This window comes from Bradyrhizobium sp. TM102, from assembly GCF_009176685.1.
GTDB lineage: Bacteria > Pseudomonadota > Alphaproteobacteria > Rhizobiales > Xanthobacteraceae > Bradyrhizobium > Bradyrhizobium ottawaense.
This window is the reverse complement of the sequence record NZ_AP021855.1, coordinates 1,224,772-1,248,571: the sequence shown is the minus strand read 5'-3', so window position 1 is coordinate 1,248,571 and position 23,800 is coordinate 1,224,772. Positions and strand designations below refer to the sequence as shown.

General features: G+C 65.2%; 26 protein-coding genes. 12 read left to right on the top strand and 14 right to left on the bottom strand.

What is annotated here, in order from left to right; translation table 11 throughout:
- Positions 1-58 precede the first annotated feature (58 nt).
- Positions 59-694, top strand: a complete 636-nt coding sequence (locus GDN70_RS05810) for a LysE family translocator (protein ID WP_028140860.1) — start codon at positions 59-61, stop codon at positions 692-694.
- Between the two features lie 162 nt (positions 695-856).
- Here GDN70_RS05810 and GDN70_RS05805 read toward each other — a convergent pair whose 3' ends face one another.
- On the bottom strand, positions 857-1,483 hold the full coding sequence (locus GDN70_RS05805; RefSeq protein ID WP_028140861.1) for a glutathione S-transferase family protein: 627 nt from the start codon (positions 1,481-1,483) through the stop codon (positions 857-859).
- 173 nt (positions 1,484-1,656) lie between these two features.
- Here GDN70_RS05805 and pyrE point away from each other — a divergent pair, with 173 nt between their 5' ends.
- A complete protein-coding gene (gene pyrE / locus GDN70_RS05800; protein WP_008136514.1) occupies positions 1,657-2,220 on the top strand; it encodes an orotate phosphoribosyltransferase in 564 nt (187 codons plus the stop codon).
- Positions 2,221-2,469: 249 nt separating this feature from the next.
- On the top strand, positions 2,470-3,243 hold the full coding sequence (locus GDN70_RS05795; protein WP_173015757.1) for a DUF2865 domain-containing protein: 774 nt from the start codon (positions 2,470-2,472) through the stop codon (positions 3,241-3,243).
- A gap of 137 nt (positions 3,244-3,380) precedes the next feature.
- Here GDN70_RS05795 and GDN70_RS05790 read toward each other — a convergent pair whose 3' ends face one another.
- From GDN70_RS05790 to GDN70_RS05760, 7 genes are all read right to left on the bottom strand, one after another.
- Positions 3,381-3,812 (bottom strand): hypothetical protein, encoded by a 432-nt coding sequence (locus tag GDN70_RS05790; RefSeq protein ID WP_038973194.1) that lies wholly within the window; start codon positions 3,810-3,812, stop codon positions 3,381-3,383.
- A gap of 292 nt (positions 3,813-4,104) precedes the next feature.
- Entirely contained in the window at positions 4,105-4,776 is a 672-nt protein-coding gene (gene pdeM / locus GDN70_RS05785) for a ligase-associated DNA damage response endonuclease PdeM (RefSeq protein WP_050995731.1), read from the bottom strand.
- Between the two features lie 53 nt (positions 4,777-4,829).
- Positions 4,830-7,406: a ligase-associated DNA damage response DEXH box helicase gene (locus GDN70_RS05780; RefSeq protein ID WP_038973196.1), complete on the bottom strand. Its 2,577-nt coding sequence runs from the start codon at positions 7,404-7,406 to the stop codon at positions 4,830-4,832.
- Positions 7,407-7,699: 293 nt separating this feature from the next.
- Positions 7,700-8,065, bottom strand: a complete 366-nt coding sequence (locus GDN70_RS05775) for a nuclear transport factor 2 family protein (protein ID WP_038973207.1) — start codon at positions 8,063-8,065, stop codon at positions 7,700-7,702.
- A gap of 156 nt (positions 8,066-8,221) precedes the next feature.
- Positions 8,222-8,572, bottom strand: a complete 351-nt coding sequence (locus tag GDN70_RS05770; protein ID WP_018320814.1) for a RidA family protein — start codon at positions 8,570-8,572, stop codon at positions 8,222-8,224.
- Positions 8,573-8,706: 134 nt separating this feature from the next.
- Positions 8,707-9,624, bottom strand: coding sequence for a PHB depolymerase family esterase (locus tag GDN70_RS05765; RefSeq protein WP_028140867.1), 918 nt, complete (start codon positions 9,622-9,624; stop codon positions 8,707-8,709).
- Positions 9,625-9,627: 3 nt separating this feature from the next.
- Entirely contained in the window at positions 9,628-11,286 is a 1,659-nt protein-coding gene (locus GDN70_RS05760; RefSeq protein ID WP_152102269.1) for an FAD-binding dehydrogenase, read from the bottom strand.
- Positions 11,287-11,565: 279 nt separating this feature from the next.
- Between GDN70_RS05760 and GDN70_RS05755 the strand changes: the two genes are divergently transcribed.
- From GDN70_RS05755 to GDN70_RS05735, 5 genes are all read left to right on the top strand, one after another.
- Positions 11,566-12,087, top strand: a complete 522-nt coding sequence (locus GDN70_RS05755; protein ID WP_028140869.1) for a hypothetical protein — start codon at positions 11,566-11,568, stop codon at positions 12,085-12,087.
- Positions 12,088-12,197: 110 nt separating this feature from the next.
- On the top strand, positions 12,198-12,392 hold the full coding sequence (locus GDN70_RS05750; RefSeq protein ID WP_028140870.1) for a hypothetical protein: 195 nt from the start codon (positions 12,198-12,200) through the stop codon (positions 12,390-12,392).
- Between the two features lie 24 nt (positions 12,393-12,416).
- Positions 12,417-13,007, top strand: a complete 591-nt coding sequence (locus tag GDN70_RS05745) for an SCO family protein (protein WP_028140871.1) — start codon at positions 12,417-12,419, stop codon at positions 13,005-13,007.
- 152 nt (positions 13,008-13,159) lie between these two features.
- Positions 13,160-14,116 (top strand): transporter substrate-binding domain-containing protein, encoded by a 957-nt coding sequence (locus GDN70_RS05740; RefSeq protein WP_028140872.1) that lies wholly within the window; start codon positions 13,160-13,162, stop codon positions 14,114-14,116.
- A 206-nt stretch (positions 14,117-14,322) separates the two neighbouring features.
- On the top strand, positions 14,323-15,966 hold the full coding sequence (locus GDN70_RS05735; RefSeq protein WP_152102268.1) for a lysine--tRNA ligase: 1,644 nt from the start codon (positions 14,323-14,325) through the stop codon (positions 15,964-15,966).
- Positions 15,967-16,143: 177 nt separating this feature from the next.
- Here GDN70_RS05735 and GDN70_RS05730 read toward each other — a convergent pair whose 3' ends face one another.
- Together GDN70_RS05730 and GDN70_RS05725 are read right to left on the bottom strand one after the other, a co-directional pair.
- Positions 16,144-16,896, bottom strand: a complete 753-nt coding sequence (locus GDN70_RS05730) for a carbonic anhydrase (RefSeq protein ID WP_028140874.1) — start codon at positions 16,894-16,896, stop codon at positions 16,144-16,146.
- 105 nt (positions 16,897-17,001) lie between these two features.
- The gene (locus GDN70_RS05725) at positions 17,002-17,613 is read right to left on the bottom strand and encodes a TetR/AcrR family transcriptional regulator (RefSeq protein WP_049801938.1); all 612 of its coding nucleotides are present in this window, start codon (positions 17,611-17,613) and stop codon (positions 17,002-17,004) included.
- A 108-nt stretch (positions 17,614-17,721) separates the two neighbouring features.
- On the opposite strand from GDN70_RS05725, the gene GDN70_RS05720 reads away from it, so the two are divergent.
- Both GDN70_RS05720 and GDN70_RS05715 read left to right on the top strand, forming a co-directional pair.
- Positions 17,722-18,165: an ester cyclase gene (locus GDN70_RS05720; RefSeq protein WP_038973209.1), complete on the top strand. Its 444-nt coding sequence runs from the start codon at positions 17,722-17,724 to the stop codon at positions 18,163-18,165.
- A 42-nt stretch (positions 18,166-18,207) separates the two neighbouring features.
- Positions 18,208-18,699: a DUF3237 domain-containing protein gene (locus GDN70_RS05715; RefSeq protein WP_038947311.1), complete on the top strand. Its 492-nt coding sequence runs from the start codon at positions 18,208-18,210 to the stop codon at positions 18,697-18,699.
- 49 nt (positions 18,700-18,748) lie between these two features.
- Here GDN70_RS05715 and GDN70_RS05710 read toward each other — a convergent pair whose 3' ends face one another.
- A complete protein-coding gene (locus GDN70_RS05710) occupies positions 18,749-19,399 on the bottom strand; it encodes a helix-turn-helix transcriptional regulator (RefSeq protein ID WP_152102265.1) in 651 nt (216 codons plus the stop codon).
- Positions 19,400-19,707: 308 nt separating this feature from the next.
- Between GDN70_RS05710 and GDN70_RS05705 the strand changes: the two genes are divergently transcribed.
- Together GDN70_RS05705 and GDN70_RS05700 are read left to right on the top strand one after the other, a co-directional pair.
- Entirely contained in the window at positions 19,708-20,052 is a 345-nt protein-coding gene (locus tag GDN70_RS05705; RefSeq protein WP_018320827.1) for a DUF952 domain-containing protein, read from the top strand.
- On the top strand, positions 20,049-21,146 hold the full coding sequence (locus tag GDN70_RS05700) for a quinone-dependent dihydroorotate dehydrogenase (protein ID WP_028140878.1): 1,098 nt from the start codon (positions 20,049-20,051) through the stop codon (positions 21,144-21,146). The genes GDN70_RS05705 and GDN70_RS05700 overlap by 4 nt, the downstream gene beginning before the upstream one ends.
- 150 nt (positions 21,147-21,296) lie before the next feature.
- Here GDN70_RS05700 and GDN70_RS05695 read toward each other — a convergent pair whose 3' ends face one another.
- Genes GDN70_RS05695 through GDN70_RS05685 form a run of 3 tightly spaced genes read right to left on the bottom strand, consistent with a single transcriptional unit; the run spans position 21,297 to position 23,683 of the window.
- A complete protein-coding gene (locus GDN70_RS05695) occupies positions 21,297-22,622 on the bottom strand; it encodes an MATE family efflux transporter (RefSeq protein ID WP_152102264.1) in 1,326 nt (441 codons plus the stop codon).
- A 2-nt stretch (positions 22,623-22,624) separates the two neighbouring features.
- Positions 22,625-23,359, bottom strand: coding sequence for an MBL fold metallo-hydrolase (locus GDN70_RS05690; protein ID WP_038973202.1), 735 nt, complete (start codon positions 23,357-23,359; stop codon positions 22,625-22,627).
- A 21-nt stretch (positions 23,360-23,380) separates the two neighbouring features.
- On the bottom strand, positions 23,381-23,683 hold the full coding sequence (locus GDN70_RS05685; protein WP_028140881.1) for a DUF6460 domain-containing protein: 303 nt from the start codon (positions 23,681-23,683) through the stop codon (positions 23,381-23,383).
- Positions 23,684-23,800: the final 117 nt, after the last annotated feature.

The following is a 23,800-nucleotide window of genomic DNA, read 5'->3' as shown; positions in this document are numbered from 1 at the left end:
GATGGCCCCACCTCGCCTCGCATATTAGAACCGTGCCATCTCCCGCACCGGTTCACCCATGCCCCACACCTCCGCCCTGCTCGGCTTCGCCCTCGTCTGCCTTGGCCTCGTGCTCACGCCGGGACCGAACATGATCTATCTGATCTCGCGCTCGATCACGCAGGGGCCGGCGGCGGGCATCGTCTCGCTCGGCGGCGTCGCGCTCGGCTTCGTGTTCTACATGCTGTGCGCGGCGTTCGGCATCACGGCGCTGCTGCTCGCCATTCCCTTCGCCTATGACGCGCTGCGCTTTGCCGGCGCGGGCTATCTGCTCTGGCTCGCCTGGCAGGCGGTGAAGCCGGGCGGACGTTCGCCATTCCAGGTGAAGCAGCTCGCGGTCGACAGCCCGCGCAAATTGTTCGCGATGGGTTTTGTCACCAACCTGCTCAACCCGAAGATCGCGATGCTGTATCTTGCGCTGCTGCCGCAGTTCATCGATCCCACCGCCGGCAGCGTGCTGACGCAGTCGGTGGTGCTCGGCGCAATCCAGATCGCGATCAGCGTCAGCGTCAACGCGATGATCGCGCTCGCGGCGGGATCGATCGCGCAATTCCTTGCGAACCGGCCGAGCTGGATGCTGGTCCAGCGCTGGCTGATGGGCACGGTGCTGGCCGGGCTCGCGGTGCGGATGGCGGTCGAAGCGAAGAAGGTGTGAGGCACTTTCTTCCTTCTCCCCTTGTGGGAGAAGGTGGCGCGAAGCGCCGGATGAGGGGTTCTCTCCGCTCGCAAGACTGTTCGTGAGGATGGAGACCCCTCACCCGTCTCGCCGCTTCGCGTCGATCCACCCTCTCCCACAGGGGGAGAGGGCAAGACCCCATCAATCCAGCTTCGCCTCCATGCCCCGCTTCACCGCCGGGCGCGCCATCAAGGCTTCGTACCAGCGCTTGACGTTGGGGAAGTCGGTCAGCTCAACCTTGTGGCGAGGGTGACGCCAGGCCCAGCCCAGGATGGCAAAATCGGCAATCGAGAGGTCGCCGGCGACGAAGTCGCGGCCGTCCAGGCGATGGTCTAGCACGCCGTAGAGCCGGCGGGTCTCGGCCATAAAGCGCTTCAGGCCGTAGGCGCGATCCTGCTCGTTCTCGAGCGCGATGAAATGGTGCACCTGGCCCGGCATCGGGCCGAAGCCGCCCATCTGCCACATCAGCCATTCATAGACCGGGATCCGAGCACCCAGCGATTTTGGCAGGAATTTGCCGGTCTTTTCACCGAGATAGAGCAGGATCGCGCCTGATTCGAAGATGCTGACGGGCTCGCCGTCCGGGCCCTCGGGGTCGACGATCGCGGGAATCTTGTTGTTCGGGGAGAGCTTGAGGAACCCCGGTGCCATCTGCTCGCCCTTGGTGATGTTCACCGGGATCACCTTGTAGGGCAGCCCCATTTCCTCCAGCGCGACCGAGATCTTGCGGCCGTTCGGCGTGTTCCAGGTGTGCAGCTCGATGGTCATTCCTTGCTTCCTTCCCCAACAGGTTTGGCATCCCACCTACTCCAGAACGTCGCGCCCCCACAACCGGCGGCCGGGGATGGCCGATCCCTGTTGACGAGGGACGCCCCCTCTGGAATGTCGCGGCTGTCGCGGATAAATTCCGCCTCCTCTAAAAACGCTCCCGAGGGACCGCCGTGTCGAAATCAGCCTCCCGCGCCCGCCTGTTCGAAATCATCCGCCGGCGCTCATTCGGCCGCGGCGAGGTGACGCTCGCGTCGGGCCGCAAGAGCGATTTCTACTTCAACCTCAAGCCGACCATGCTCGACCCAGAGGGGGCGACCCTGCTCGCCGAGCTGACCTATGAGGCGCTGAAGGACGACAATCTCGATTTCATCGGCGGCCTCGAGATGGGCGCGGTGCCGCTCGCCGGTGCGCTGGCGCAGATCTCCTGGATCAAGGGCCATCCGATCGCGGCGTTCTTCGTGCGCAAGAAGCCGAAGGAGCACGGCGCCAAGCTCGCGATCGAAGGCCTGCCAAGAGGCGAGACGCTCGAGGGCAAGCGCGTCGTGATCGTCGAGGACGTCACCACGACAGGCGGCTCGGCGATGAAGGCGGTGGAATCGGTGCGCGAGACCGGCGCCGAGGTGGTGCTGGTGCTGACCATGGTCGACCGCGAGGAAGGCGCCACCGACACGTTCGGTGCGGCCGGCCTGCCATTCCGCTCGCTGTACAAGGCCTCGGAATTCTTGAAGGCCTGACGCGGCGAAACATCCCTCGCCGTCATGCCTCAGTGTGCCCCGGAAGCAACCATCCGTCCAAAGCTGCGCCCGGCCCTAAAGAGGCCACCGCCTCGTCTTGAAACCGCCTCCGCTCAACTGCTCATTTACCATCGCGCCTTATGGTGAATCATGTGCTGAGACCCCTTGGGGTCCCGGCCGGTTCAGTAGCGTCGGGTGGAGTGAGCGTTGCGTACAGTCCTGTCCCATGCGCGCCGGCGGCGTCGCGCGATGCTTGTGGCCGCCACCCTTGGAGCACTTGCGGCTCCGGCTCCGGTTTCGGCCGAGGGCCTGTTCGACTTCTTCTTCGGCGGCATGCAGCAGCAGCGGCCGCAGCGCGAGGTGCCGCAACAGTCGAGCTCCTACGCCGATCCCTTCAGCGGGCAGCAAAATGCCGCAACCCCACAATATGTGCCGCCGACCCGCTCGGCGGCAGCCGGCGGCTCCGGCCCGGCCTTCTGCGTGCGCAGCTGCGACGGCAAATATTTTCCGCTGATGCGCGGCCTCACCTCGCCGGCCCAAATGTGTCAGGCGTTCTGTCCTGCCAGCGCGACCAAGGTCTATTTCGGCTCCTCGATCGACGGCGCCGCGTCGCAGACCGGCGAACGTTACGCCGACAGCGAGAACGCGTTCGCCTATCGCAAGGCGCTGCGCGCCGACTGCACCTGCAACGGCCGCGAGCCGGTCGGCCTTGCCCCGGTCGATCTCGCGCTGGACTCCTCGCTGAAAGCCGGCGACGTGATCGCCACCACTGACGGCCTCGTCGCCTATACCGGCATCCGCGTCGGCAACGACCAGGCCGCCGACTTCACCCCGGTTGCCTCCTATCCCGGCCTCACCGCGCAAGTCCGCGCCCGCCTCGGCGAGATGAAGGTGGCCCCGGTGCGGGCAGAGACGGTGTCGGCAGATGCGCCCGCTGCGGAGATCGTGCGTGAAACGCTGCCCGATGTGACGGTGCCGAAGACGGCGGCGCAGAAGCCGGCGAAGCGGGCCGGGTTGGATTAAAGCCGCTTTCGTGTCCCGGACGCGCTGCACGCTCTTTGGCGTTGCTGCGCAGAGCCGGGACCAGAATGCCGCGAGCATGGGCCCCGGCTCTGCAGCGCACCGCTGAAGGAGCGCTGCGCTGCGTCCGGGGCACGAGACTACCTCCCGATAATCACCCCGATCACGTTCGGCGCCGCCAGATATTTCTCCTCGATCGCCGCGCGCGCGGCGGCGCGGTTGTCCGGCGTCAGCAAGCCGCGCTTCTCGGCCAGGATCATCCAGCAGAAGCCCCACCAGTCCGTCAGCATGCCCTGATCGCCGACGAGATCGTAGCCCTGCTCGGCCGCGAAGATGCGCGCATGGGCTTCGTCGAGCGTGTCCAGGAACAGATGATCCTCGGTCGAGAACAGATCGTCGCTGACGTCGTCGATGGTGTAACCCCAGATCGACTGGCACACCGCGTTGAATTCGCGGTCGAACTGGTCGTCATCGATCCTCTGGCGCCGGGCCGCCTGATGCAGCCGCGACAGCGAGCGCGCGAAATCGGCGATGCGGGTGAGGGCAAATTGATCGAAGGCGATGGTGGACATGTAGTCCTCGCAAAGTCTGACAGACGCTAGATATTGTGCCGGCAACGCGCCGAATCACAATGATATATCAAAGACTTGCTAAAGTGTTCTTAATTTGTTCCGAACCCGGCAACGGTCCCCGAAAGTTTTGATCGCCGGAAATGAAAGGGGCCGCCTCGCAGCGGCCCCTTGCCGGTTACAATCTTGTTCGGGATCAAAAATTCCAGCCCCGGCAAGCCTAACGTTAGAACCCGCGACGGGCTTGTGCGATTCCGGAAAACTACTGAACGTAGTGCTGTCCCAATTTTTCGCCTCAGGAGCAGCGCGAGGCCGCGATGGCGTGGACACGGCGGTCGCCGAGCAGATGGGCGACAAAACCGTTGGCGGGAAAGATCTTTGCGAAGGCGGCGTCGCGGATGCTGAGGCCGCCGGCATAGGCGCCGAACGCCGGCATCACCGCACGCATCCCGTCGGAGGCGAAGCAGCGGCGCTCCATCGAGCGGCCGCGCGCGGAGACGCGCGCCTTGGGATGGAGATGGCCGGCGATTTCGCCGCGCGCCCCGGTGGGCTCATGACGGAAGGTGATCGGGCCGATCGCGACCTCGTCGGCGATGGTGCCGCCGAGATCGCGCGGCAGCATCGGATCGTGATTGCCGGAGATCCAGATCCAGTCGCGGCCGGTCTGGAGCGCTGTGACCGCATCGCGATTATCCGGCGACAACCGCTCATGCGCGGTGCGATCGTGAAAGCTGTCGCCGAGGGCGATGACCACGCCGGGATCATGGCGGGAGATGACAGCAGCGAGACGGCTCAGCGTTGCCAGCGTATCGTAGGGCGGCAGCAGCACGCCGCGGGCGGCGAAGCTGGAGCCTTTTTCCAGATGCAGGTCGGAGACGACGAGCAGGCGCTGCTCTTCCCAGAACAGCGCGCCGGAGAGATCGGCAGCGAACGTCACATCGCTGATGGTGACTATGGACACGCGCATGTCGTCGACGTCTCCTGAAACCTGCGCGCCAATCGTCACGTCAAAACCTGCTGCTATCCCATCGCCTCTTTGACGAGCTCAACGGCGGCTTCGGCCAAAAGCTCGTCTGCAGCTTCGCCATAAACTGACTCGCGACCGATTTCCAGCATCACGGGCACCGCCAGTGGGGAGACGCGGTCGAGTTCCCGGTGCGTGATGCGGCCGTGGATGCGGGCGAGCATGTCGCCCAAGCGGCGCAAATCGAGCAGGCCGGTGGCGGCATCGGCGCGCGCGGCGCGCAACAGGACGTGATCGGCCTGATGCTTGCGCAGCACGTCGTAGACGAGATCGGTCGAGAACAACACCTGACGACGGCTCTTCTCTTCGCCGGTGTGCCGGCGCGTGATCAGGCCGGAGATGATCGCGCAATTGCGGAAGGTGCGCTTCATCAGGGCGGATTCGGCGAGCCAGGCCTCCAGATCGTCGCCGAGCATATCAGGGTCGAACAGCGCATTGAGGTCGATCCGGCCGTCGCGGATCATGAAGGAGAGATCGCCGAGCGCCCAGATCGCCACCGCATATTCGTTGGCGACGAAGCCGAGCGGCCGGGCGCGGGCGCGCTCCAGCCGGCGCGTCAGCAGCATGCCGAGGGTCTGATGCGCGAGACGGCCCTCGAAGGGATAGCAAACGATGTAGTGCTTGTTGGCGCGCGGAAAGCTCTCGACCAGGAGCTCGCGCACCGCCGGCACGCGCGAGACGTCCTTTTGCAGCGACAGCCAGTCGCGCACCTGCTCCGGCAAGCCGCCCCAGGCGCGGCCGTCATCGAGCAGCCGGCGCACGCGCTCGGCGAGATAGGTCGAGAGCGGAAACTTGCCGCCCATATAGGACGGCACTTTCGGGTCCTTGTCGTTGGCGCGGGAGACATAGACCTGGTCCTCGACCAGGGTTTCATAGCGCACCACCTCGCCTGAGAACACGAAGGTGTCACCGGGGCTCAAGCCCTCGATGAAGGCTTCCTCGATCTCGCCGAGCAACCGACCCCCGCGCGCGATCACGCCGGTCGACCCCGCTCCGCCACGGCGCGAACGCACCAGGCGCACCTTCAGCATGTCGTCCTCGACGATGGTGCCGACATTCATCCGGTAGCTCTGCCGCACCTTGGGATTGGCGACGCGCCAGCGGCCCTGCTTGTCCTGCTTGATGCGGGCGAAGCGTTCATAGGTCTTCAGCGCGTAGCCGCCGGAGGCGACGAAATCGACGACGTCATCGAAATCCGTCCGCGACAAGTCTGCGTAAGGCGCGGCGGTGCAGACCTCGCCATACAGATCATCGCTGAGGAACGGCTCGCCGCAGGCGCAGCCGAGCACGTGCTGGGCCAGCACGTCGAGCGCACCGGTGCGCAGGGGTGGCGTGTCCTGCGCGTTCTCGGCAATGGCATCAATGGCGACGCGGCACTCCAGCACTTCGAAACGGTTGGCCGGCACCAGCACCGCGCGCGAGGCTTCGTCGAGGCGGTGGTTGGCGCGGCCGATCCGCTGCATCAGGCGCGAGGAGCCCTTGGGCGCGCCGATATTGACGACGAGATCGACATCGCCCCAGTCGACGCCGAGGTCGAGCGAAGAGGTGCAGACCACGCCGCGCAGGCGTCCCGCCGACATGGCGTCCTCGACCTTGCGGCGCTGCGCGACATCGAGCGAGCCGTGATGCAGCGCGATCGCGAGCCCGTCGTCATTCATGCTCCAGAGATTCTGGAACAGCATCTCGGCCTGGCTGCGGGTATTGACGAAGACCAGCGTGGTCTTGTTCGCCTTGATCAGCTCGTAAATCTCAGGGAGCGCGTGGCGCGCGCTGTGGCCGGCCCAGGGCAGTCGCTCGCGCGTATCCAGCATCTCGACCAGAGGTGGCGCCGCGCCGCCGGCGATGACGATGTCGGCGGCAGCTTCCTTGCCACCGGGCTGCGGCACCAGGAAGCGCGCGAGCTGATCCGGCTCGGCCACCGTTGCCGACAGGCCGATCGCGCGCATCTGCGGCGCCAGCCGCCACAGCCGCGCCAACCCGAGCGAGAGCAGATCGCCGCGCTTGGACGTCACCAGCGCGTGCAGCTCGTCGAGCACGATGCGCTTCAGGGAGGAGAACAGGAACGGCGCATCATCCGAGGACAGCAGCAGTGCGAGCTGCTCGGGCGTCGTCAGCAACACATCAGGCGGATAACGCCGTTGCCGCTGCCGCCGCGACACCGGCGTGTCGCCAGTGCGGGTCTCGACCTTGATCGGCAGCGCCATCTCCGCAATCGGCCGCTCCAGATTGCGCGCGATGTCGACGGCGAGCGCCTTCAGCGGCGAGATATAGAGCGTGTGCAGGCCGCCGGTACGCTGCAGCGTGCGGCCGGTGGAGACGAGGCTCTGTTTCTCACCCGCCTTCCGTTCGGCTGCCTCGGTCGAAAGCTCCACCAGCGTCGGCAGAAATCCCGCCAGCGTCTTGCCGGCGCCGGTCGGTGCGATCAGCAGCGCGCTAGCGTCCTCGCGCGCCTTCTCCAGCAGCGCCAATTGATGCGCGCGCGGCGACCAGCCGCGGGCTGCGAACCATTGCTGGAAGCGGCTCGGCAGCAGCGCGGCCGGCTCGGCCGATGTTTGGAGGATACGGGGCGGCACGGCATGACAGGTAAGCCGTAGGGATGGCTTCGTCGAGGGGTGCTGCCCTCCTCTATACGAGGAGGACAATCACATATGGCATTTTGCGCGACTTGAGCGCGCGCCTCGTCCTTCGAGACGACCGCTTCGCGGTCTCCTCAGGATGAGGCTAAGCAGCATCGGTGCTCGTTGAAACCGCAGCCGCGCACTCGACCCTCATCCTGAGGGCCCGCCAACGGCGGGCGTCTCGAAGGATGGCCTCAGGAACCGCTCTCAGATGCGATTACCCGCCCGAGCGAGGGGGACCAGCGGTCTCACGCCCCGGCCGGCACCTGATCGAGAAATCCGGTCACGCTTCGGATGCGGCCGTCCTTCAGCACGGCAAAATCCGTGCCCTTGATCGGGCTGTCGGCGCCATCGGGACCAAGTCCCCACGAAAAGCGGATGTGATCGCCGTAGCCGTTGGGCTCGCCGATCAGCTTGAACTTGAAATCGGGAAAGCGCTGCTGCACGCCTGCGATCAGCGCCTCGATGCCGTCGCGGCCGTCGCCCTTCATCAGGGGATCGACATAGCTCGCATCGCTCGTCCAGTTGTCGCTGAGCAGCTCGCGGCGCCGGCCGGCCGTGCGTTCGTTCCAGAGCTCGATGTAGCGGCGGGCGATGGTGACGGGGTCGGTCATGGTGCTCTCCTTCGATGACGCCGTATTCGGCTGTCCCTGACTATCGAAGGATCGCGCGCGCCGATCGATTACCTCGCAGGTCATCGTTGCGCGAAATAAATGGAGCGCGATGATGTTGTCATCGCGCTCCATTCGCATGCGAATTGGTCGTGAGGATTACTTCGCGGCCGTGACCATGATCTCGACGGTGTATTGCGGCGCCGCCAGCTTGGCTTCGACGGTGGCGCGGGCGGGGGTATTGCCGGCCGAGACCCAGGCGTCCCACACTGCGTTCATCTCGCCGAACGTCTTCATGTCGGTGATGTAGATCGTGGCCGAGAGCAGCTTCGACTTGTCGGTGCCGGCCTTGGCGAGATGGCCGTCGATGGTGGCCAGGATGTCCTGGGTCTGCTTGGTCACGCTTTCGCCGGCGGCCTTGTTGGCGACGACACCGGCGAGATAGACGGTGTTGCCGTGCACGACGACCTGACTCATACGCGGGCCGGTTTCGAAACGCTGAATGCTCATTTGCGGATCTCCTCACTGGAATGGCGGCCCTGTCTAGCCCAGCACCTCGCGCCGTGCCACCCCGGGCACGCATGCGTTGCCTGCGGCGCATGCGTTGCCCCGCACGCATGCCGTCACCGCCGAGCATGTGCGCCTCACGGAAACTGACTGAAAAAAGCCCAGATCGTCTCGGCGCCATCGATGTCGCCGTTCTGCGGCCCGAGCAGGCCGGCTGCGACCCTCGGGAAGCGGGCATCCGGAGAAAATCCAGGCATGCGGTGGCCGCCATGGTTGATGCGATAGAGCACGACGTCGTGTCCCCTCGGGCAGCGCGATGAGATCCGGGTCACTGTCGATTGGTCTGCGGGCGCCTTGTCGGGCATGTCAGTCACGCTGGCATCGTCGGTCTCACAGCCATTGAGCTTGCGCCAGAACGCCAGCGTCTCCTCGGTCGACCAGAACCCGTCCGCGGCAAAATAGCTCGATCCGCGACCGCCCTCGTAGGGGACCAGCAGGTCGGCCGTGCCGTTCATGAGCAGCATCGGCAGCGGCCTTGACGGATGGCAGGTGACGGCGGCCTCGTCGGTGAGGTTCATGATCACGCTCGCGCCTGCCGCAAACAGATCGGCGCGGGCGCAGGCCATGGTCATCGCCATGGCGCCGCCATTGGAGACGCCCGCGATGAAGACGCGCTTTGCATCGGCCGTGCCGTCGGCCACGAGCTTCTCGACGAGCTTTGCGAGGAAGGCGACGTCGTCGGTGCCCGCCGGCGGTCCACGCAGGGCAGGCCCCGCCTTGGTTCGCGCATCCGCCCATGCATTGTTGAGCCCGTCCGGAAAGACCACGGCCAGGCCCTCGCGCTTCGCGACCTGCGGCCACGCCGTCCGCGCGACCATGTCGGCGCCGCGCTGGGTCTTGCCGTGCAGCACGATCACGAGCGGTGCCGGCTTCCTGGCCGGCAATTGCGCGGTGTAGGAGCGCTTTGCGCCGTTGACGTCGATCGTCTCGGCGGATGCGACCGACGCGGCGGCCAATGCCGCGACCACCGCCCCGATGCGCATCCACAGCCGCACGATCTAGCCCACCGCTTTTGCCGCGGCCCGGCCCGCATTGCGGCCCGAGAACAGGCAGCCGCCGAGGAAGGTGCCTTCCAGTGAGCGATAACCGTGCACGCCGCCGCCGCCGAAGCCGGCGGCTTCGCCGACCGCATAGAGGCCGGGAATGACGCTGCCCTCGGCGCCGAACACACGCGAGTCGAGATCGGTCTCGAAGCCGCCCAGCGTCTTGCGGGTGAGGATGTTGAGCTTGACCGCGATCAGGGGCCCCTGCGCGGGATCCAGGATCCTGTGTGGGGAGGCAGTGCGGATCAACCTGTCGCCAATATAGCGGCGCGCATTGTGAATGTTCATCACCTGCGCATCCTTGACGTAAGCGTTGGCGATCTCGCGGTCGCGCGCCTCGATCTGCATCCTGATGTGCTCGAGCTTGAGGAGGTCGCTGCCGGCAAGCTTGTTCATCTCCGCAACAAGGTCCTCGATCTTGTCGCGTACGATGAAGTCGACACCATGGCTTTTGAATGCCTCGACCGGCGCCGGCGCGCCCTTGTTGGTGGCGCGGCGCAAGGTCATGCGCCAGCTCTTGCCGGTCAGGTCCGGGTTCTGCTCCGAACCCGACAGCGCAAACTCCTTCTTGATGATGCTCTGGGTCAGGATGAACCAGGAATAATCATAGCCCGTCGACATGATGTATTTGAGCTGGCCGAGCGTGTCGGAGCCCGGGAATAGCGGCGCAGGCAATCGTGTGCCGGTTGCGTCGAACCACATCGAGGAGGGGCCGGGCAGGATGCGGATGCCGTGGCGCGGCCAGATGGGATTCCAGTTCTGGATGCCCTCGACATAATGCCACATGCGGTCGCGATTGATCAGCCGCGCGCCTGATTTCTCGGTGATGCCGATCATACGGCCGTCGACATGTTCGGGCACGCCGGAGATCATGAATTTGGGAGGATCACCGAGCCGCTTCGGCCAGTTCTGCCGCACCAGTTCGTGATTGCCGCCGATGCCGCCGGACGCCACGATCACGGCCTGCGCCTTCAGCGCAAATTCGCCGACAACGTTCCGCGAGGAGCTCTTGCCGCGCTCGATCGTGTCGGGGGCGAGCACGGCGCCGCTGACGCCATCCACCGTGCCATTGGTGATCGAAAGCGCATCGACGCGGTGGCGGAACCTGAAGCTCAGCCGGCCGCTTTTCATCGCCTCGCGCGCCCGGCGCTCGAACGGCTCGACGATGCCGGGACCGGTGCCCCAGGTGACGTGAAAGCGCGGCACGGAATTGCCGTGGCCCATCGCGTCATAGCCGCCGCGTTCGGCCCAGCCGACCACGGGGAAGATGCGATGGCCCATCGCTCGCAACCAGGCCCGCTTCTCGCCGGCTGCGAACGCCACATAGGCCTTGGCCCATTGCCGCGGCCAGAAGTCCTCGTCGCGGTCGAAGCCCGCGGCACCGATCCAGTCCTGCATGGCCAGGTCGAAGGAATCCTTGATGCCGAGCCGGCGCTGCTCCGGCGAATCGACCAGGAACAATCCGCCGAACGACCAGAACGCCTGGCCGCCAAGCGACTGCTCGCCTTCCTGGTCGACCACGATCACGCGCTTGCCCGCATCCGCGATCTCGGTTGCGGCAACCAGTCCCGATAGTCCCGCGCCGACAACGATGGCGTCAGTTTCTTCAGCCATGTGTTTCCCCCTCCATGTTTCCCCCTCCACAGGTTCCCCCCTGTAGTCGCCCGGATTGAAGCCAACGGTTGTAACTGAGATCAAGGGTGTGACGCATAAGACATCATTAACTTGTTCCACTTTGGGATAGAGACCCATCGGGTGCAGCGCGGACGCAACACTGGATTTGAATTTGTTTTGAGCGAGCCGGCCTGCCTAGACAAAACCTTGGTTACGACAGACGCTAGTCGCGCATCACCACCGAACACGCAGATTCGAATTCGACTGGGGCGGGGGACAATGAAGTTTCTGACGGGGTTGGTTGCGGCGGTCCTCCTGATCGCTGGCATGGGGGCCTCTCACGCGGTGGTTCGGATCGCGGATGACCGCGGTGGCCGGATCGGAACCTATGTCGACAAATACCAGGACCTGCGGCAGTCCGGTGACACCGTCATCATCGACGGCCTCTGCGCCTCCGCCTGCACCATCGTCCTCGGCGCCATCCCGCATGACCGCATCTGCGTGACGTCGAGCGCGACGCTCGGCTTCCACGCCGCCTGGGATTTCGGCAGCAATGGCCGCGCCGTCACCAATACTGAGGCGACCCAGATGCTCTACGCGATGTATCCGTCGCAGGTGAAGCGCTGGATCAGCCAGCGGGGCGGCCTCACCCCGCACATGCTCTTCCTGAAGGGCAAGCAGCTCCAGGCCATGTACAAGCCCTGCTACCTGGACGCGCAAGCCTCGGCCAACAAGCCGTCGCGCAGGCCCCTCCCGCAAACGGACCAGATCGAATCCGCCCGCGGCCAGCTCCTGCGCTGACGCTTCCAGCCTGACGAGATCGTTCCGGCCCGCCGGCGGCGCCTTGCCCGCAGGCGGGCTAAAGCTTATCTGAGGGCTGGAAACCGGGGCCTTCGCCCCCGATCGTTGTCATGGCTCAACCGCTGCACCCGTCGCATCCGCTACAGGACAATTCGCCCACTGCCGGCCGGACGCCGTTCGTGCTGCTGTTGGCAGGCGCGGGGATCGGCGGATTGCTGGTGCTCGGCGCGCTGGCGCTGTGGTTCCACTACGGCACGCAGATGTTCTTCGAGATGATCAGGACCGGTTTCGCCGCCTGCTTCTGATCCACGACAGGAAGTTTTCCGCTCATGAGCTCCGCCGCCCGTCCGCTGGTGATCGCGACCGCCTTCGCCGCAAGCCTCGTTATCGGCCTCCTGATCATGTTCTGGGCCATGGGCGGGGTCAGCAAGGTGGCGCAGCCGGCCGCGGTCGGCGGCCCGTTCCAGCTGACCGATCAGAACGGCAAGGCCGTCACCGACAAGAGCCTCAAGGGGAAGCCGACCCTGATCTTCTTCGGCTACACCCATTGCCCCGACGTCTGCCCGACCTCGCTGTTCGAGATCTCGGAAGTGCTGCGCGCGCTGGGCAAGGACGCCGACAAGGTCAATGCCGTCTTCATCTCGGTCGATCCCGAGCGCGATACGCCGGCGACCATGAAGGAGTATCTGTCGAGCTTCGATCCGCATCTCGAAGGTCTGTCCGGCGATCCCGCCGAGACGGCCAAGGTCATCACCTCCTACCGGGTCTACGCCAAGAAGGTCCCGACCAAGGACGGCGACTACACCATGGACCACACCGCGCTGATCTATCTGATGGACCGCGACGGCCGCTTCGTGTCGCCGTTCAACCTGAAGCGCACACCGGAAGAGGCTGCAGCGGATTTGAAGAAGTATCTCTAGTTCGGCGGATCAATCGCGCCTCGTGCGGTGCACCTCGCCCGCTTGCGGGAGAGGGAGCAGACCTTCACCTTGCCCGCATTCCGCACTCGCGTTCCCGCCGGGATGGTCTATAACGCCCTCCGATCCCAATGAAATTCGTTCATTTCCGGCCGATGGCTCCATCGCAACAGGCGAAATCGTCCAAATCTGCCCGTATCTTGCTGGCGGGGCTGGCCGTCGGCGCCTGCCTGCTCGCAGGCCTTCCCGGCGCCGACGCGCAGGCCCCGGCCCAGCAGCCTCCAGCGGCGCCCCAAGGAACACAACAGGGGACGCCACAAGCCGCACCTCGGGCGGTGCAGGCCGCCCCGCAAGCCGTACCCGGCTTCTGGGATCCGCGGCGGCGACCGGAGCGGCCGGACCTGTCGCGCCTGACCGTGATCCGCTTCCTGACCGAGACCGACTATCCGCCGTTCAATTTCACCGGCGCCGACGGCAACCCGGCCGGCTTCAACGTCGATCTGGCCCGCGCGCTGTGCGAGGAGATCAAGGTCACTTGCACCGTGCAGATGCGCCGCTTCGAGACGCTGGTCGATGCGCTCTCCTCCAACCGGGGCGATGCCATCATCGCCTCGATGGCGGTCAGCCCGCAGCTGCGCGCCCGGGTCGACTTCACCGATCCCTATTACCGCGTGCCGGCGCGCTTCGCCTCGCGCAAGGACGCGGTGATGCCGGAGATCCGCCCGGAATATCTCGAGGGCAAGAAAGTCGGCGTCATCGCCGGCTCCGCGCACGAGGCCTATCTCAAGGCGATGTTCACCGACGCCGAGCTGCACGGCTATCCCAATGACGACGCGCTCCGCAGCGCTTTGCGCAAGGGCGAGGTCGATTTCATTTTCGGCGACGCCATCTCGCTGGCGTTCTGGATCAACGGCACCGATTCCGGCGATTGCTGCGCTTTCTCCGGCGGTCCCTTCGTCGAGAGCCGTTTCTTCGGCGAAGGCATCGGCATCGCCGTCCGCAAGGGCAACGACGTGCTGCGCCAGGCCCTGAATTGGGCCCTATTCCGCGTCTGGGAAAAAGGCCGCTACACCGATCTGTGGCTGCGGTATTTCTCGGTGAGCCCGTTTTAGCCATCGATCGTCATTCCGGGGCGCGCGAAGTGCGAACCCGGAATCTCGAGATCGTTGAATTGTCATTCCGGGATGGTCCGCAGGACCAGACCCGAAATCTCGGGATTCCGGGTTCGATGCTGGCGCATCGCCCCGGAATGACAACAACCGTTCTTTTGCATTCTGCCCGGAAATCGCTATTTTCCGCGGCCCGGAGGCCCTTCTGAATGTCCGTTATCGATCCCAACATGAGCCCGAGCGATCTTCGTGCGCTCGCCGAACAATCCAACGCCTGGCCGTTCGAGCAGGCGAAGGCCATTGTCGCGCGGCTGAAGAAGAGTCCGAAGGACGAGGTGCTGTTCGAGACCGGCTACGGACCGTCGGGCCTGCCGCATATCGGCACGTTCGGCGAGGTCGCGCGCACCTCGATGGTGCGCCATGCCTTCCGTGTTCTGACCGAGGACAAGGTCAAGACGCGCCTCCTGGCGTTCTCCGACGACATGGACGGGTTTCGGAAAGTGCCCGACAACGTCCCCAACAAGGAGATGCTGGCCGCGCATCTCGGCAAGCCGCTGACGCGGGTGCCAGATCCGTTCTCCAACGAGTACCCCTCGTTCGGTGCGCACAACAACGCGCGCCTGCGCGCGTTTCTGGATCATTTCGGCTTCGACTACGAGTTCGCGAGCTCGACGGACTACTACACATCAGGCCGCTTCGACGCGACGCTGCTCAAGATGTTAGCTGCCTACGACAAGGTGATGGCGATCATCCTGCCGACGCTCGGCCCCGATCGGCGCGCGACCTACTCGCCGTTCCTGCCGATCAGCAAGACCACGGGCGTGGTGCTCCAGGTGCCGATGATCCGCCGCGATGTCGTGGCCGGTACGGTGACCTATGTCGATCCTGATACGAACCAGGAAGTGGAGACGCCCGTCACCGGCGGAAATGTAAAATGCCAGTGGAAGGCCGACTGGGCGATGCGCTGGGTCGCGCTCGGCGTCGACTACGAGATGGCCGGCAAGGATTTGATCGATTCGGTGAAGCTCTCCGGTGCAATCGCCAAGGCGCTCGGCGGCACGCCGCCCGAAGGCTTCAACTACGAGCTCTTCCTCGACGAGCAGGGCCAGAAGATCTCGAAGTCGAAGGGCAACGGCCTCACTATCGACGAATGGCTGCGCTACGCCTCACCGGAATCGCTGTCGCTGTTCATGTATCGCGAGCCCAAGGCGGCCAAGCGGCTGTATTTCGACGTCATCCCGCGCAACGTCGACGACTATCAGCAGTTCATCGACGGCTTTGCCCGGCAGGATGACAAGCAGCAGCTCGGCAATCCGGTCTGGCACATCCACAACGGCAAGCCGCCGCAGGGCGATATGCCCGTCACCTTCCAGCTCCTGCTGACGCTGGTGTCGTCGTCGAACGCGGAGAATGCCGAGACGCTGTGGGGCTTCATTGGCCGTTATCGTCCGGGCGTTTCGCCGCAGACGCATCCGAAGCTCGATGCGATGGTCGGCTACGCCATCAATTACTACCGCGACTTCGTCGCGCCGACGAAGCAGTTCCGCGTGCCCTCGGACACCGAGCGCAGCGCACTGCAGGATCTGCGCGATGCGCTGTCACAGCTTGCGCAGGACGCATCTGCCGAGGACATCCAGAACGTCGTCTACGAGATCGGCCGCCGCGAGCCCTTCCTCGATCAGGTCAAGAAGGGCAAGGACGGCCGTCCCGGGGTCACGCTGGACTGGTTCAACATGCTCTATCAAGTACTGCTCGGCCAGGAGAAGGGCCCGCGCTTCGGCTCCTTCGTGGCGGTGTACGGTGTGCAGAACGCGGTCAACATGATCGACGGCGCGCTGGCGCGGAGCGCGTGAGGCCACGGCTTTCTCCATCGTCGTCCCCGCGAAAGCGGGGACCCATAACCACAGGGAGAAGTTGGGCGAAGATTCGTAGTTGCGCCTGCGTTGGTACGAAGACCGCCACTCTCCGAGAGATCACGCGGTATGGGTCCCGGCGTTCGCCGGGACGACAGCGCTCATTGGAGCGCTCGCTCAGGCCGAGCGCAATACGTAGCGCCTGTTATCCTTCTGCACCGGGCGCGCGTTCATCGGATAGAGCTTTGCGAACGCGGCGACCTCGGCGGCCGACACCTGAATCGGGGTGGTCAGCAGCAGCCATTCGACCACTTCCGAACAGGGCGGCGTCGTCAGCGAGCCGGGATAGCGGAAGTAGCTGAGCCTCGGTGGCAGCATGGCGTGAGGATCGATGCCCGCATCCGCTTTCACCGCGGGGCCTTCCGCCGCCGGCATGGTCTTGACGATCTTGCCGAAGGCCGGGTTCGGCCTGCCCTCGGCCATCAGCACGCCGACCACGGCGAGGCCGCCGGCTTCGTTGCGATGGACGAAATGCGCCTCCATCGGGAAATTCTTGCCGCCGATCATGTGCTCGCTCGGCCGGTGGAAGTGCACCTGGAGCAGCTTGTACTTGACGTCGCCGAGCATCAACGTGCTGCCTTCGGCGAAGTTGAGCTGGATCGTGTGTCCGTTGTTGACGATGGTGTCGGCGCTCTTGCCCCAGTTCAGCTTCAGAACCGGCAATTGCGACTTGATCGTCCCCTCGATGTCGATCGGCGATTGCTGCAGGCCGACCGCGCAGGCCTTGTTGGCCGCATCGAGATCGCCCCATTTGGCCGGGCCGCCGACGCCCTCATAGCTCCAATGCGCGCCTTCGGCGGCGAAGGCCGGCTTGCAGAGCGGACAAAGCGCAAGACCCGCCAGAGCCTTCAATGCGTGACGGCGATTCATCATATCCCCCTAAGATGAATTGGATCGGCAATATCGGCCGCAACCTATGCGAGAGCGGCGGTGAGTCGCAATGGCGATGCAGGGCGACGCGGGCCGGGAGCGGATTCAGACCTTCTGGCGAAAGGTCTCCAGCACGGCGGCGACGATCTTCTGTCCGTTTCTGCGCAGCTTCCTGGAATCGTCGGCGTGGGGCAGCAGCAATCCGATCTTGCAGATCATGGCGTCGATCATCCGGCTGAGCAGATCGACATCGTCCGCGTGCAACTCGCCATCGCGCTTCAGGGCCCGCAGGGTCGCGATCAGGAGCGCGGTCGGATAGGTCTCCTCGATCTCGCGATAGCGCGGCTCGCCGAGCACGGCTTGCGCTTCCTGGATGACGATGCGCGCGTAGTCCGGCTCTTCGCAGGCGTCGAGATAGGCGTCGATGCCGGCGCTGAGACGATCCCAGATCTTGCGCTCATTGCGCGCCGCGGCCTCGATTCTGGCGGCCGCGTCGCGCTGCATGGCGACTACGACGGCATCGAACAGCGCCTTCTTGTCCGCGAAGTGATGGTAGAACGCGCCGCGCGTGACCCGCGCCGCCCGCGAGATCGCCTCCATGCCCGCCGCCTGAAATCCATTGGCGGCAAACGCCTCGCGGCCGGCATCGAGCAGCGCCTGCCTGGTGGCCTCGCTGTACTCTTCCCGACGACTTCTCGGAGGATCCTTTGCCCGCATCGCGCGCAACCTAAAGCTTGACGCGTTGGTATCAAACCGCATATAACATACATAATGTATGTATTAGACATTTAGAATGTTGCGAGACGAGCCGTGGACGGCAGGTGCATGTTCGAGCTGGCGGAAAGGCTGGCAATCGCGAAGAGCCGGCAGGACATCCCAGCGGCGCTGGAGGTTCTGCATCCCGACATGGTGCTGGAGACGCCGGCCTTCGGCACCAGGGCGCGAGGTCTCGCCGAAAACCAGCGCATCCTGACGCGCTTCTTCAAGTCCTTCCCGGACTATCACGTCACCCTCGACGGCCACGCCAATTCCGCTGACACGCTGGTCTGCTGGGGCACCGCGCGGATGACGATGACGGGGGATCGCTTCGGGGCCGAGCCCAACGGGCGCCGCGCGGAGCTGCCGGTGTTCATCGCCTTCGCCTTTCGCGACGACAAGATCGCTTATGAGCGCTTCGTCTTCGATCTCTCCGAGCTCTGCGCTCAATCCGGCGTTTCGACCGACGTGGTCAGGCGCAAGCTGTTCGGCGAAGCCACGCAGGCAGCGTAGCCCGCCGACGCAACACCATCCACGAAACAGGAGCGTCAGACCATGGCCGATCCCCGCATCAAGCCCGTCGGTGACCTCGCGACCAGGCTTCTCTTCGACATCGTCGTCGACCTCGATCCGCGCATCAATTTCGGCGCCGGGCCGATCGGGCAGCGCGTGCTGTTCGGGGCGGCCAAGGGTTCGTTCGAAGGGCCACGCCTGCGCGGCGAGGTGCTGCGGGGCGGTGGTGACTGGGCGTTATTCCGCGCCGATGGTACCATGACCCTCGATGTGCGCCTGTCGTTGCGGACGCATGATGGCGAGTTGATCTACATGACCTATGGCGGCCGCTGGGTGACGCCGCAGTCTTTGCGCGCCGAGATGGCGGATCCCGCGCGACGTACCAAGGTCGATCCCGCCGGATACTACTTCCGCACCAATCCGCTGTTCGAGACCGGCTCGCAAACCTATGCCTGGCTCAACGACATCGTCTGCGTCGGCAAGGGCTACCTCGTCGAAGGTGCCGTCGCCTACAAGATCTTCGAAGTGCTGTGAGAGCTCCGTGGATGCGTAGAGTGCGCTGCATGTGAGCGCCCCCTCGCCCTCACTGCCTCGCCCACATGATGCGCGCGATCCACGCCACATCGCTCGCCGCCATCGTGCGCCCGGCCTGCGACGCATCGAACGACTGAAGCTCCAGCGCCTTCGCGGTGCGGCGCCCGAGCGTCGCGACCACCACCTCGCCCCCTTTGGTCTTCACCACCACGCGGTCGCCTTTGCGGATCGGTGCGCCGGGTGAGACCAGGATGAGGTCGCCGTCGCGATAGGCAGGGAGCAGCGCATCGCCGGAAACCTCCAGCGCAAAGGTGTGGCTGTCCTCGGTGGGAAGCGCGGTTTCGGTCCAGCCCTTGCCGGATGGAAGGCCGGCCTCATCGAAAGCGCCGCTCGCGCCGGCCAGCGCGAAGCCGAGCAGCGGTACCGAGCGACCGTCGCCGGCCTCATCGTCGATCAGCCGCGCAAAGCTCTCGATCGAGGAGTCGGCTGCGGCCAGTGCCTTTGCGATCGATTCGGTCGAGGGCCAGCGCTCGCGGCCGTCGGAGGTGACGCGCTTGGACCTGTTGAAGGTGGTGGGATCGAGCCCGGCGCGCTTGGCAAGGCCGGACGGCGACAGACCGGCGCGCGCCGCCAGCCGATCCAGGGCGACCCAGATCTGGTCGTGCGTCAGTATCCTCTGCGCTTTGGCCTGTCTGACCATGCAAGGTCCAGCCCGTCGCAACTCAGGAAAACTATCCTCAAATCAACCGGTTTTCCGTTTTTCGCGCAAGAGGCGGTGGGCAGGCGCGCCTTCAAGCGATGTGGATAGCGGTTCGCCTCTGGAAAAACGCGCCAAAATAGGAATCTAGAGCCCCGTTCCGATTTCATCGGAACGGAATAGGCTCTAAGCCTTGAGTTCGGAAGGGGCGGCCTTTACGGTCGCGCCCGGGTTTCGGGGACCCGCACGCGGCGAAAAAACCCAAGAAACTCAAAGAGCTGACTCAAAGAGCAAACAGGGCTGCGCAAGCGGTGGTCAAGATCTACAAAATCTGTCCGGCCTCGGCCTGGCGCGAGGCGGAACGGCAAGGTGTCTACCGGGGCAGCGCGGACGATGCGCGCGACGGCTTCATCCATTTCTCCACCGCTGCCCAGGTTCCCGAGACCTTGCGCAAGCACTATGTCGGACAGCGCGCGCTGTTCCTGGTCGAGGTCGATGGCGACGCACTCGGCAGCGAGCTGCGCTGGGAGCGCTCGCGCAATGACGAGCTGTTTCCACATCTCTATGGCGAGCTCGACCTCGGCGCGGTGCTGTCGGTGATGAACCTCAACATCCGCTCGGACGGCGGCCACGACACTCCGGAGCTGCTGCCGTGATCCGCGCTTTCGACGCCTTTTCGCTGCCGGTGCTGCGCTGGCTCGATCCGGAAGACGCCCATCGCCTCGCGATCCAGGGACTGCGCTTCCTGCCGCCGGTCAAGCCGCGCGCTGACGATCCCAAGCTCGCGATGCGCGCCTTCGGGCTCAACTTTCCCAATCCGATCGGCATGGCCGCGGGCTTCGACAAGAGCGCCGAGGTGCCGGACGCATTGCTGCGGCTCGGCTTCGGCTTCGTCGAGATCGGCTCGGTGACGCCGAAGCCGCAGAGCGGCAATCCGCGGCCGCGGCTGTTTCGTTTGGAGCGCGACGAGGCCGTCATCAACCGCATGGGGTTCAACAATGACGGCGCCGACGTCGCCTTGCGCCGGCTTGCCGCGCGCGCGCAGCACGGCGGCATCGTCGGCGTCAATGTCGGCGCCAACAAGGATTCGCCGGACCGCGTCGCCGACTACGTCAAGCTGATCGAGACCTTTGCGCCGGTCGCGAGCTATTTCACCGTCAACGTCTCCTCGCCGAACACGCCGGGCCTGCGCAATTTGCAGGAAGGCGCCCTGCTCGACGATCTCCTCGCAAGGGTGATCGACGCGCGCGAGCGTGTCAGGCAGAAGGCCGGCGACACGCCGGTGCTGCTCAAGATCGCGCCGGATCTGAGCCTCGCCCAGCTCGACGACGTCGTGCAGGTGGCGCGTTCGCGCCGGGTCGACGGCATGATCGTGTCGAACACGACGATCGCGCGGCCGAGCACGCTGCGGGAGGAGATGCGCGCCAAGGAGCAAGGCGGCCTGTCCGGCCGGCCGCTGTTCCGCCTGTCGACGCGCATGGTCGCGGAAACCTATGTGCGCGTCGAGGGCGCGTTCCCGCTGATCGGCGTCGGCGGCGTGGATTCGGGCGGTGCCGCGCTGACGAAGATCCGCGCCGGCGCGAGCCTGATCCAGCTCTATTCGTCGCTGATCTACAAGGGCCTCGGCCTCGTCGACGAGATCAAGCGTGACCTCACCTCGACGCTGCTTCGCACCGGGCGGGATTCCCTGTCCGAGATCGTCGGCGCGGATGCGGCGACCCTCACGGCGGAAGACTGGCCGGGGATGTAAGGCGCTCTCGTGCCCCGGACGCAGCGCAGCGCGCCGCCTTCGGCGCGGTGCGCTGCAGAGCCGGGGCCCATGTGACGGCGAGTTCGAGAGGAATGGGTCCCGGCTCTGCGCAGCAGCGTTTCACGCTGCAGCGCGTCCGGGACACGAGAGCTATGATTTCGAGAACGTCGCCCGGAACTGCGCCGGATAGCGTGCGGCCTGCAAGCCACCGCGCGAGAGGTAGGAAGCCATCAGCGCGCACCACAGTCCGGCATTGCCGAGCGACTGCAGCGCCCACCAGGCGGCGAGGAAGATCAGCAGCGAAGCCAGCATCAGGTTGCGCATCTCGCGCGCCCAGGTCGCGCCGATATAGATGCCGTCGAAGCCGAAGGCGAATACCCCGGGGATCGGCGCGAGCACGACGAACGGCAGGAATTCGCGCGCGGCACGGCGGACGTCGTCACTCGCCGTCATGAAATCGATCAAATGCGGCCCGAACAGCGCGAACAGTCCCGACACCACCAGCGCGAAGCCGAGGCCCCATAGCAGCACCAGCCGGGTCGAATCCGCAAAGCCCGTTGCATCGCGCGCGCCAACGGCGCGGCCGCAGAGCTGCTGCGCTGCGTTGGCGAGACCGTCGAGGAAGAAAGCGCTGACAAGCAGGAAATTGTTGAGTACCGAGTTGGCGGCCAGCGTGACGTCGCCGGCCTGCGCGCCCTTGGCGGTGAAGAACAGGAATACGGCGATCAGCGCCGCAGTGCGGATCAGGATGTCGGTGTTCACCGCCAGCAACCGCAACAGCTTGTCGCGGTCGAGCAGGGTCGCGTACGGCACGGAGAAGCCGCCATCGGCATAATGGCGGCAGACGATCACGCCGAGGGCGAACCCGACCGCTTCCGACAACAGCGCGGCGATCGCGGCACCGGCGATGCCGGTGTCGTAGACCAGCACCAGCAGGATCGTCGCCGCCATGTTGACGAGGTTGATGACGACCTGAAGCATCAAGGCTGAATTGGCGCGGGCCTGGCCGATCAGCCAACCGAGGATGACGTAATTGGCGAGCGCGAACGGCGACGACCAGATCCGGATCTTGAAGTAGATCTTCGCGGCCTGCGTCACACCTTCGCTGCCGCCCATGAGGTCGAACAGCAAAGCGGCCAGCGGCAGTTGCAGCACGATCAGCGCGGCGCCGATCAGGCCGGCAACGATGAAGCCGCGCGCCAGGATCGCGGTCGGCTCGCGCGTGTCACCCGCGCCCAGCGATTGCGCGGTGAAGGCGAGCGTGCTCATCCGCAGGAAGCCGAACAGCCAGAACAGGCAGTCGAAGATCACCGAGGCCATCGCCACGCCGCCAAGCAGCGCGGCATCGTCGAGACGGCCGATCGCCGTGGTCGAGACGATGCCGATCAGCGGCGTGGTCAGGTTCGCGACCATCGCCGGACCGGCGATGGCGAACACTTCACGTGTGCCGACTTTGGGATGGACGGGCGCGTGCATGGTCAGAACACGACGACCATGCCGTCCTCGGCCGCCATATGAGGCAGAGCCTCGAGGCGCGAAAGCATGTCGTCGCTCATATGGGTGAGGACGAGCCGCTTCGCGCCGATCGCCGGCAGATACTGTTCCAAAGTCTTCAGGCTGAGATGGTTCTTGACTACCTTCTCGTACATATAGGCTTCAGCGATGAAAAGGTCCGCGCCATGCGCCAGCGGAATGAGCGTCTCCGTCCATTCGGTATCGGCGCTGTAGGCGAGCGTGCGGCCCTCGGCCTCGATGCGGTAGGCGAGGAAGGGGCCACCGGATTCGCCGTGCACGACCGGATAGGGCGTCACCGTCACGGCACCGAAAGTCCGGCTTTGCTCGGGCGCGAGCTCGACGACATTTAGCTCGAAGCGCTGCTGTGTCTTCGAGGAGTGCTCGAACAGCACCTCCATCACCTCACGCAGCCGCGTCTCGATACCTTGCGGGCCGGCGATCGTCAGCGGCCGCGTCCGCCGCGAGAATTGGGCGTCGAGCAGGACAAACGGCAGCCCGGCAAAATGATCACCGTGGAAATGCGTGATCAGGATGAGATCGATGTCCTCGCACGCGATCTCAAGCCGCTTCAGCGCCGGCAGAGCCGACGCGCCGCAATCGATCAGGAAGTTGGCCTCGCGCCCCGAGACGTGGAAGCAGGTGTTGAGCCTGCCGCCGGAGCCGAAAGCATCGCCGCAGCCGACAAAGCGCAATTGCATCGGCTGCGGGCTCCCAAAACTCTACCGGCGCGGCGTGCCGAACACGCGCGAGAGCAGCCAGATCGGGATCACGATGACTGCGCCGAGCAGGAAGTAGCGCCACAGCCAATTGATGGTGTCGAAGCCGAGATCCCACAGACGCTGGAACAACAGGCGAATGCTGGTGAGGATGTTCCAGGGATCGAAGCCGATCGCCGCGAGCACGACGCCGACCAGGATCGAGAGCAGGACCAGGCGAAACGCGACCGCCAGCGGCGAGCCGCCGAGAAAGCGGTTCAGCCCGTCGTTGCGGCCGGCCGGCAAATCTCTGACGTCTTGGACCATCTCAAACTCCTGTAGGCGGATTCGACCCATTATAGGGCACGGCGAGGCAGATGGGGAACCCGCAACAGGGCGTCAATCGGGTTACGGGAGTTTAATTCGACGGTCGGTTTGTCTCTC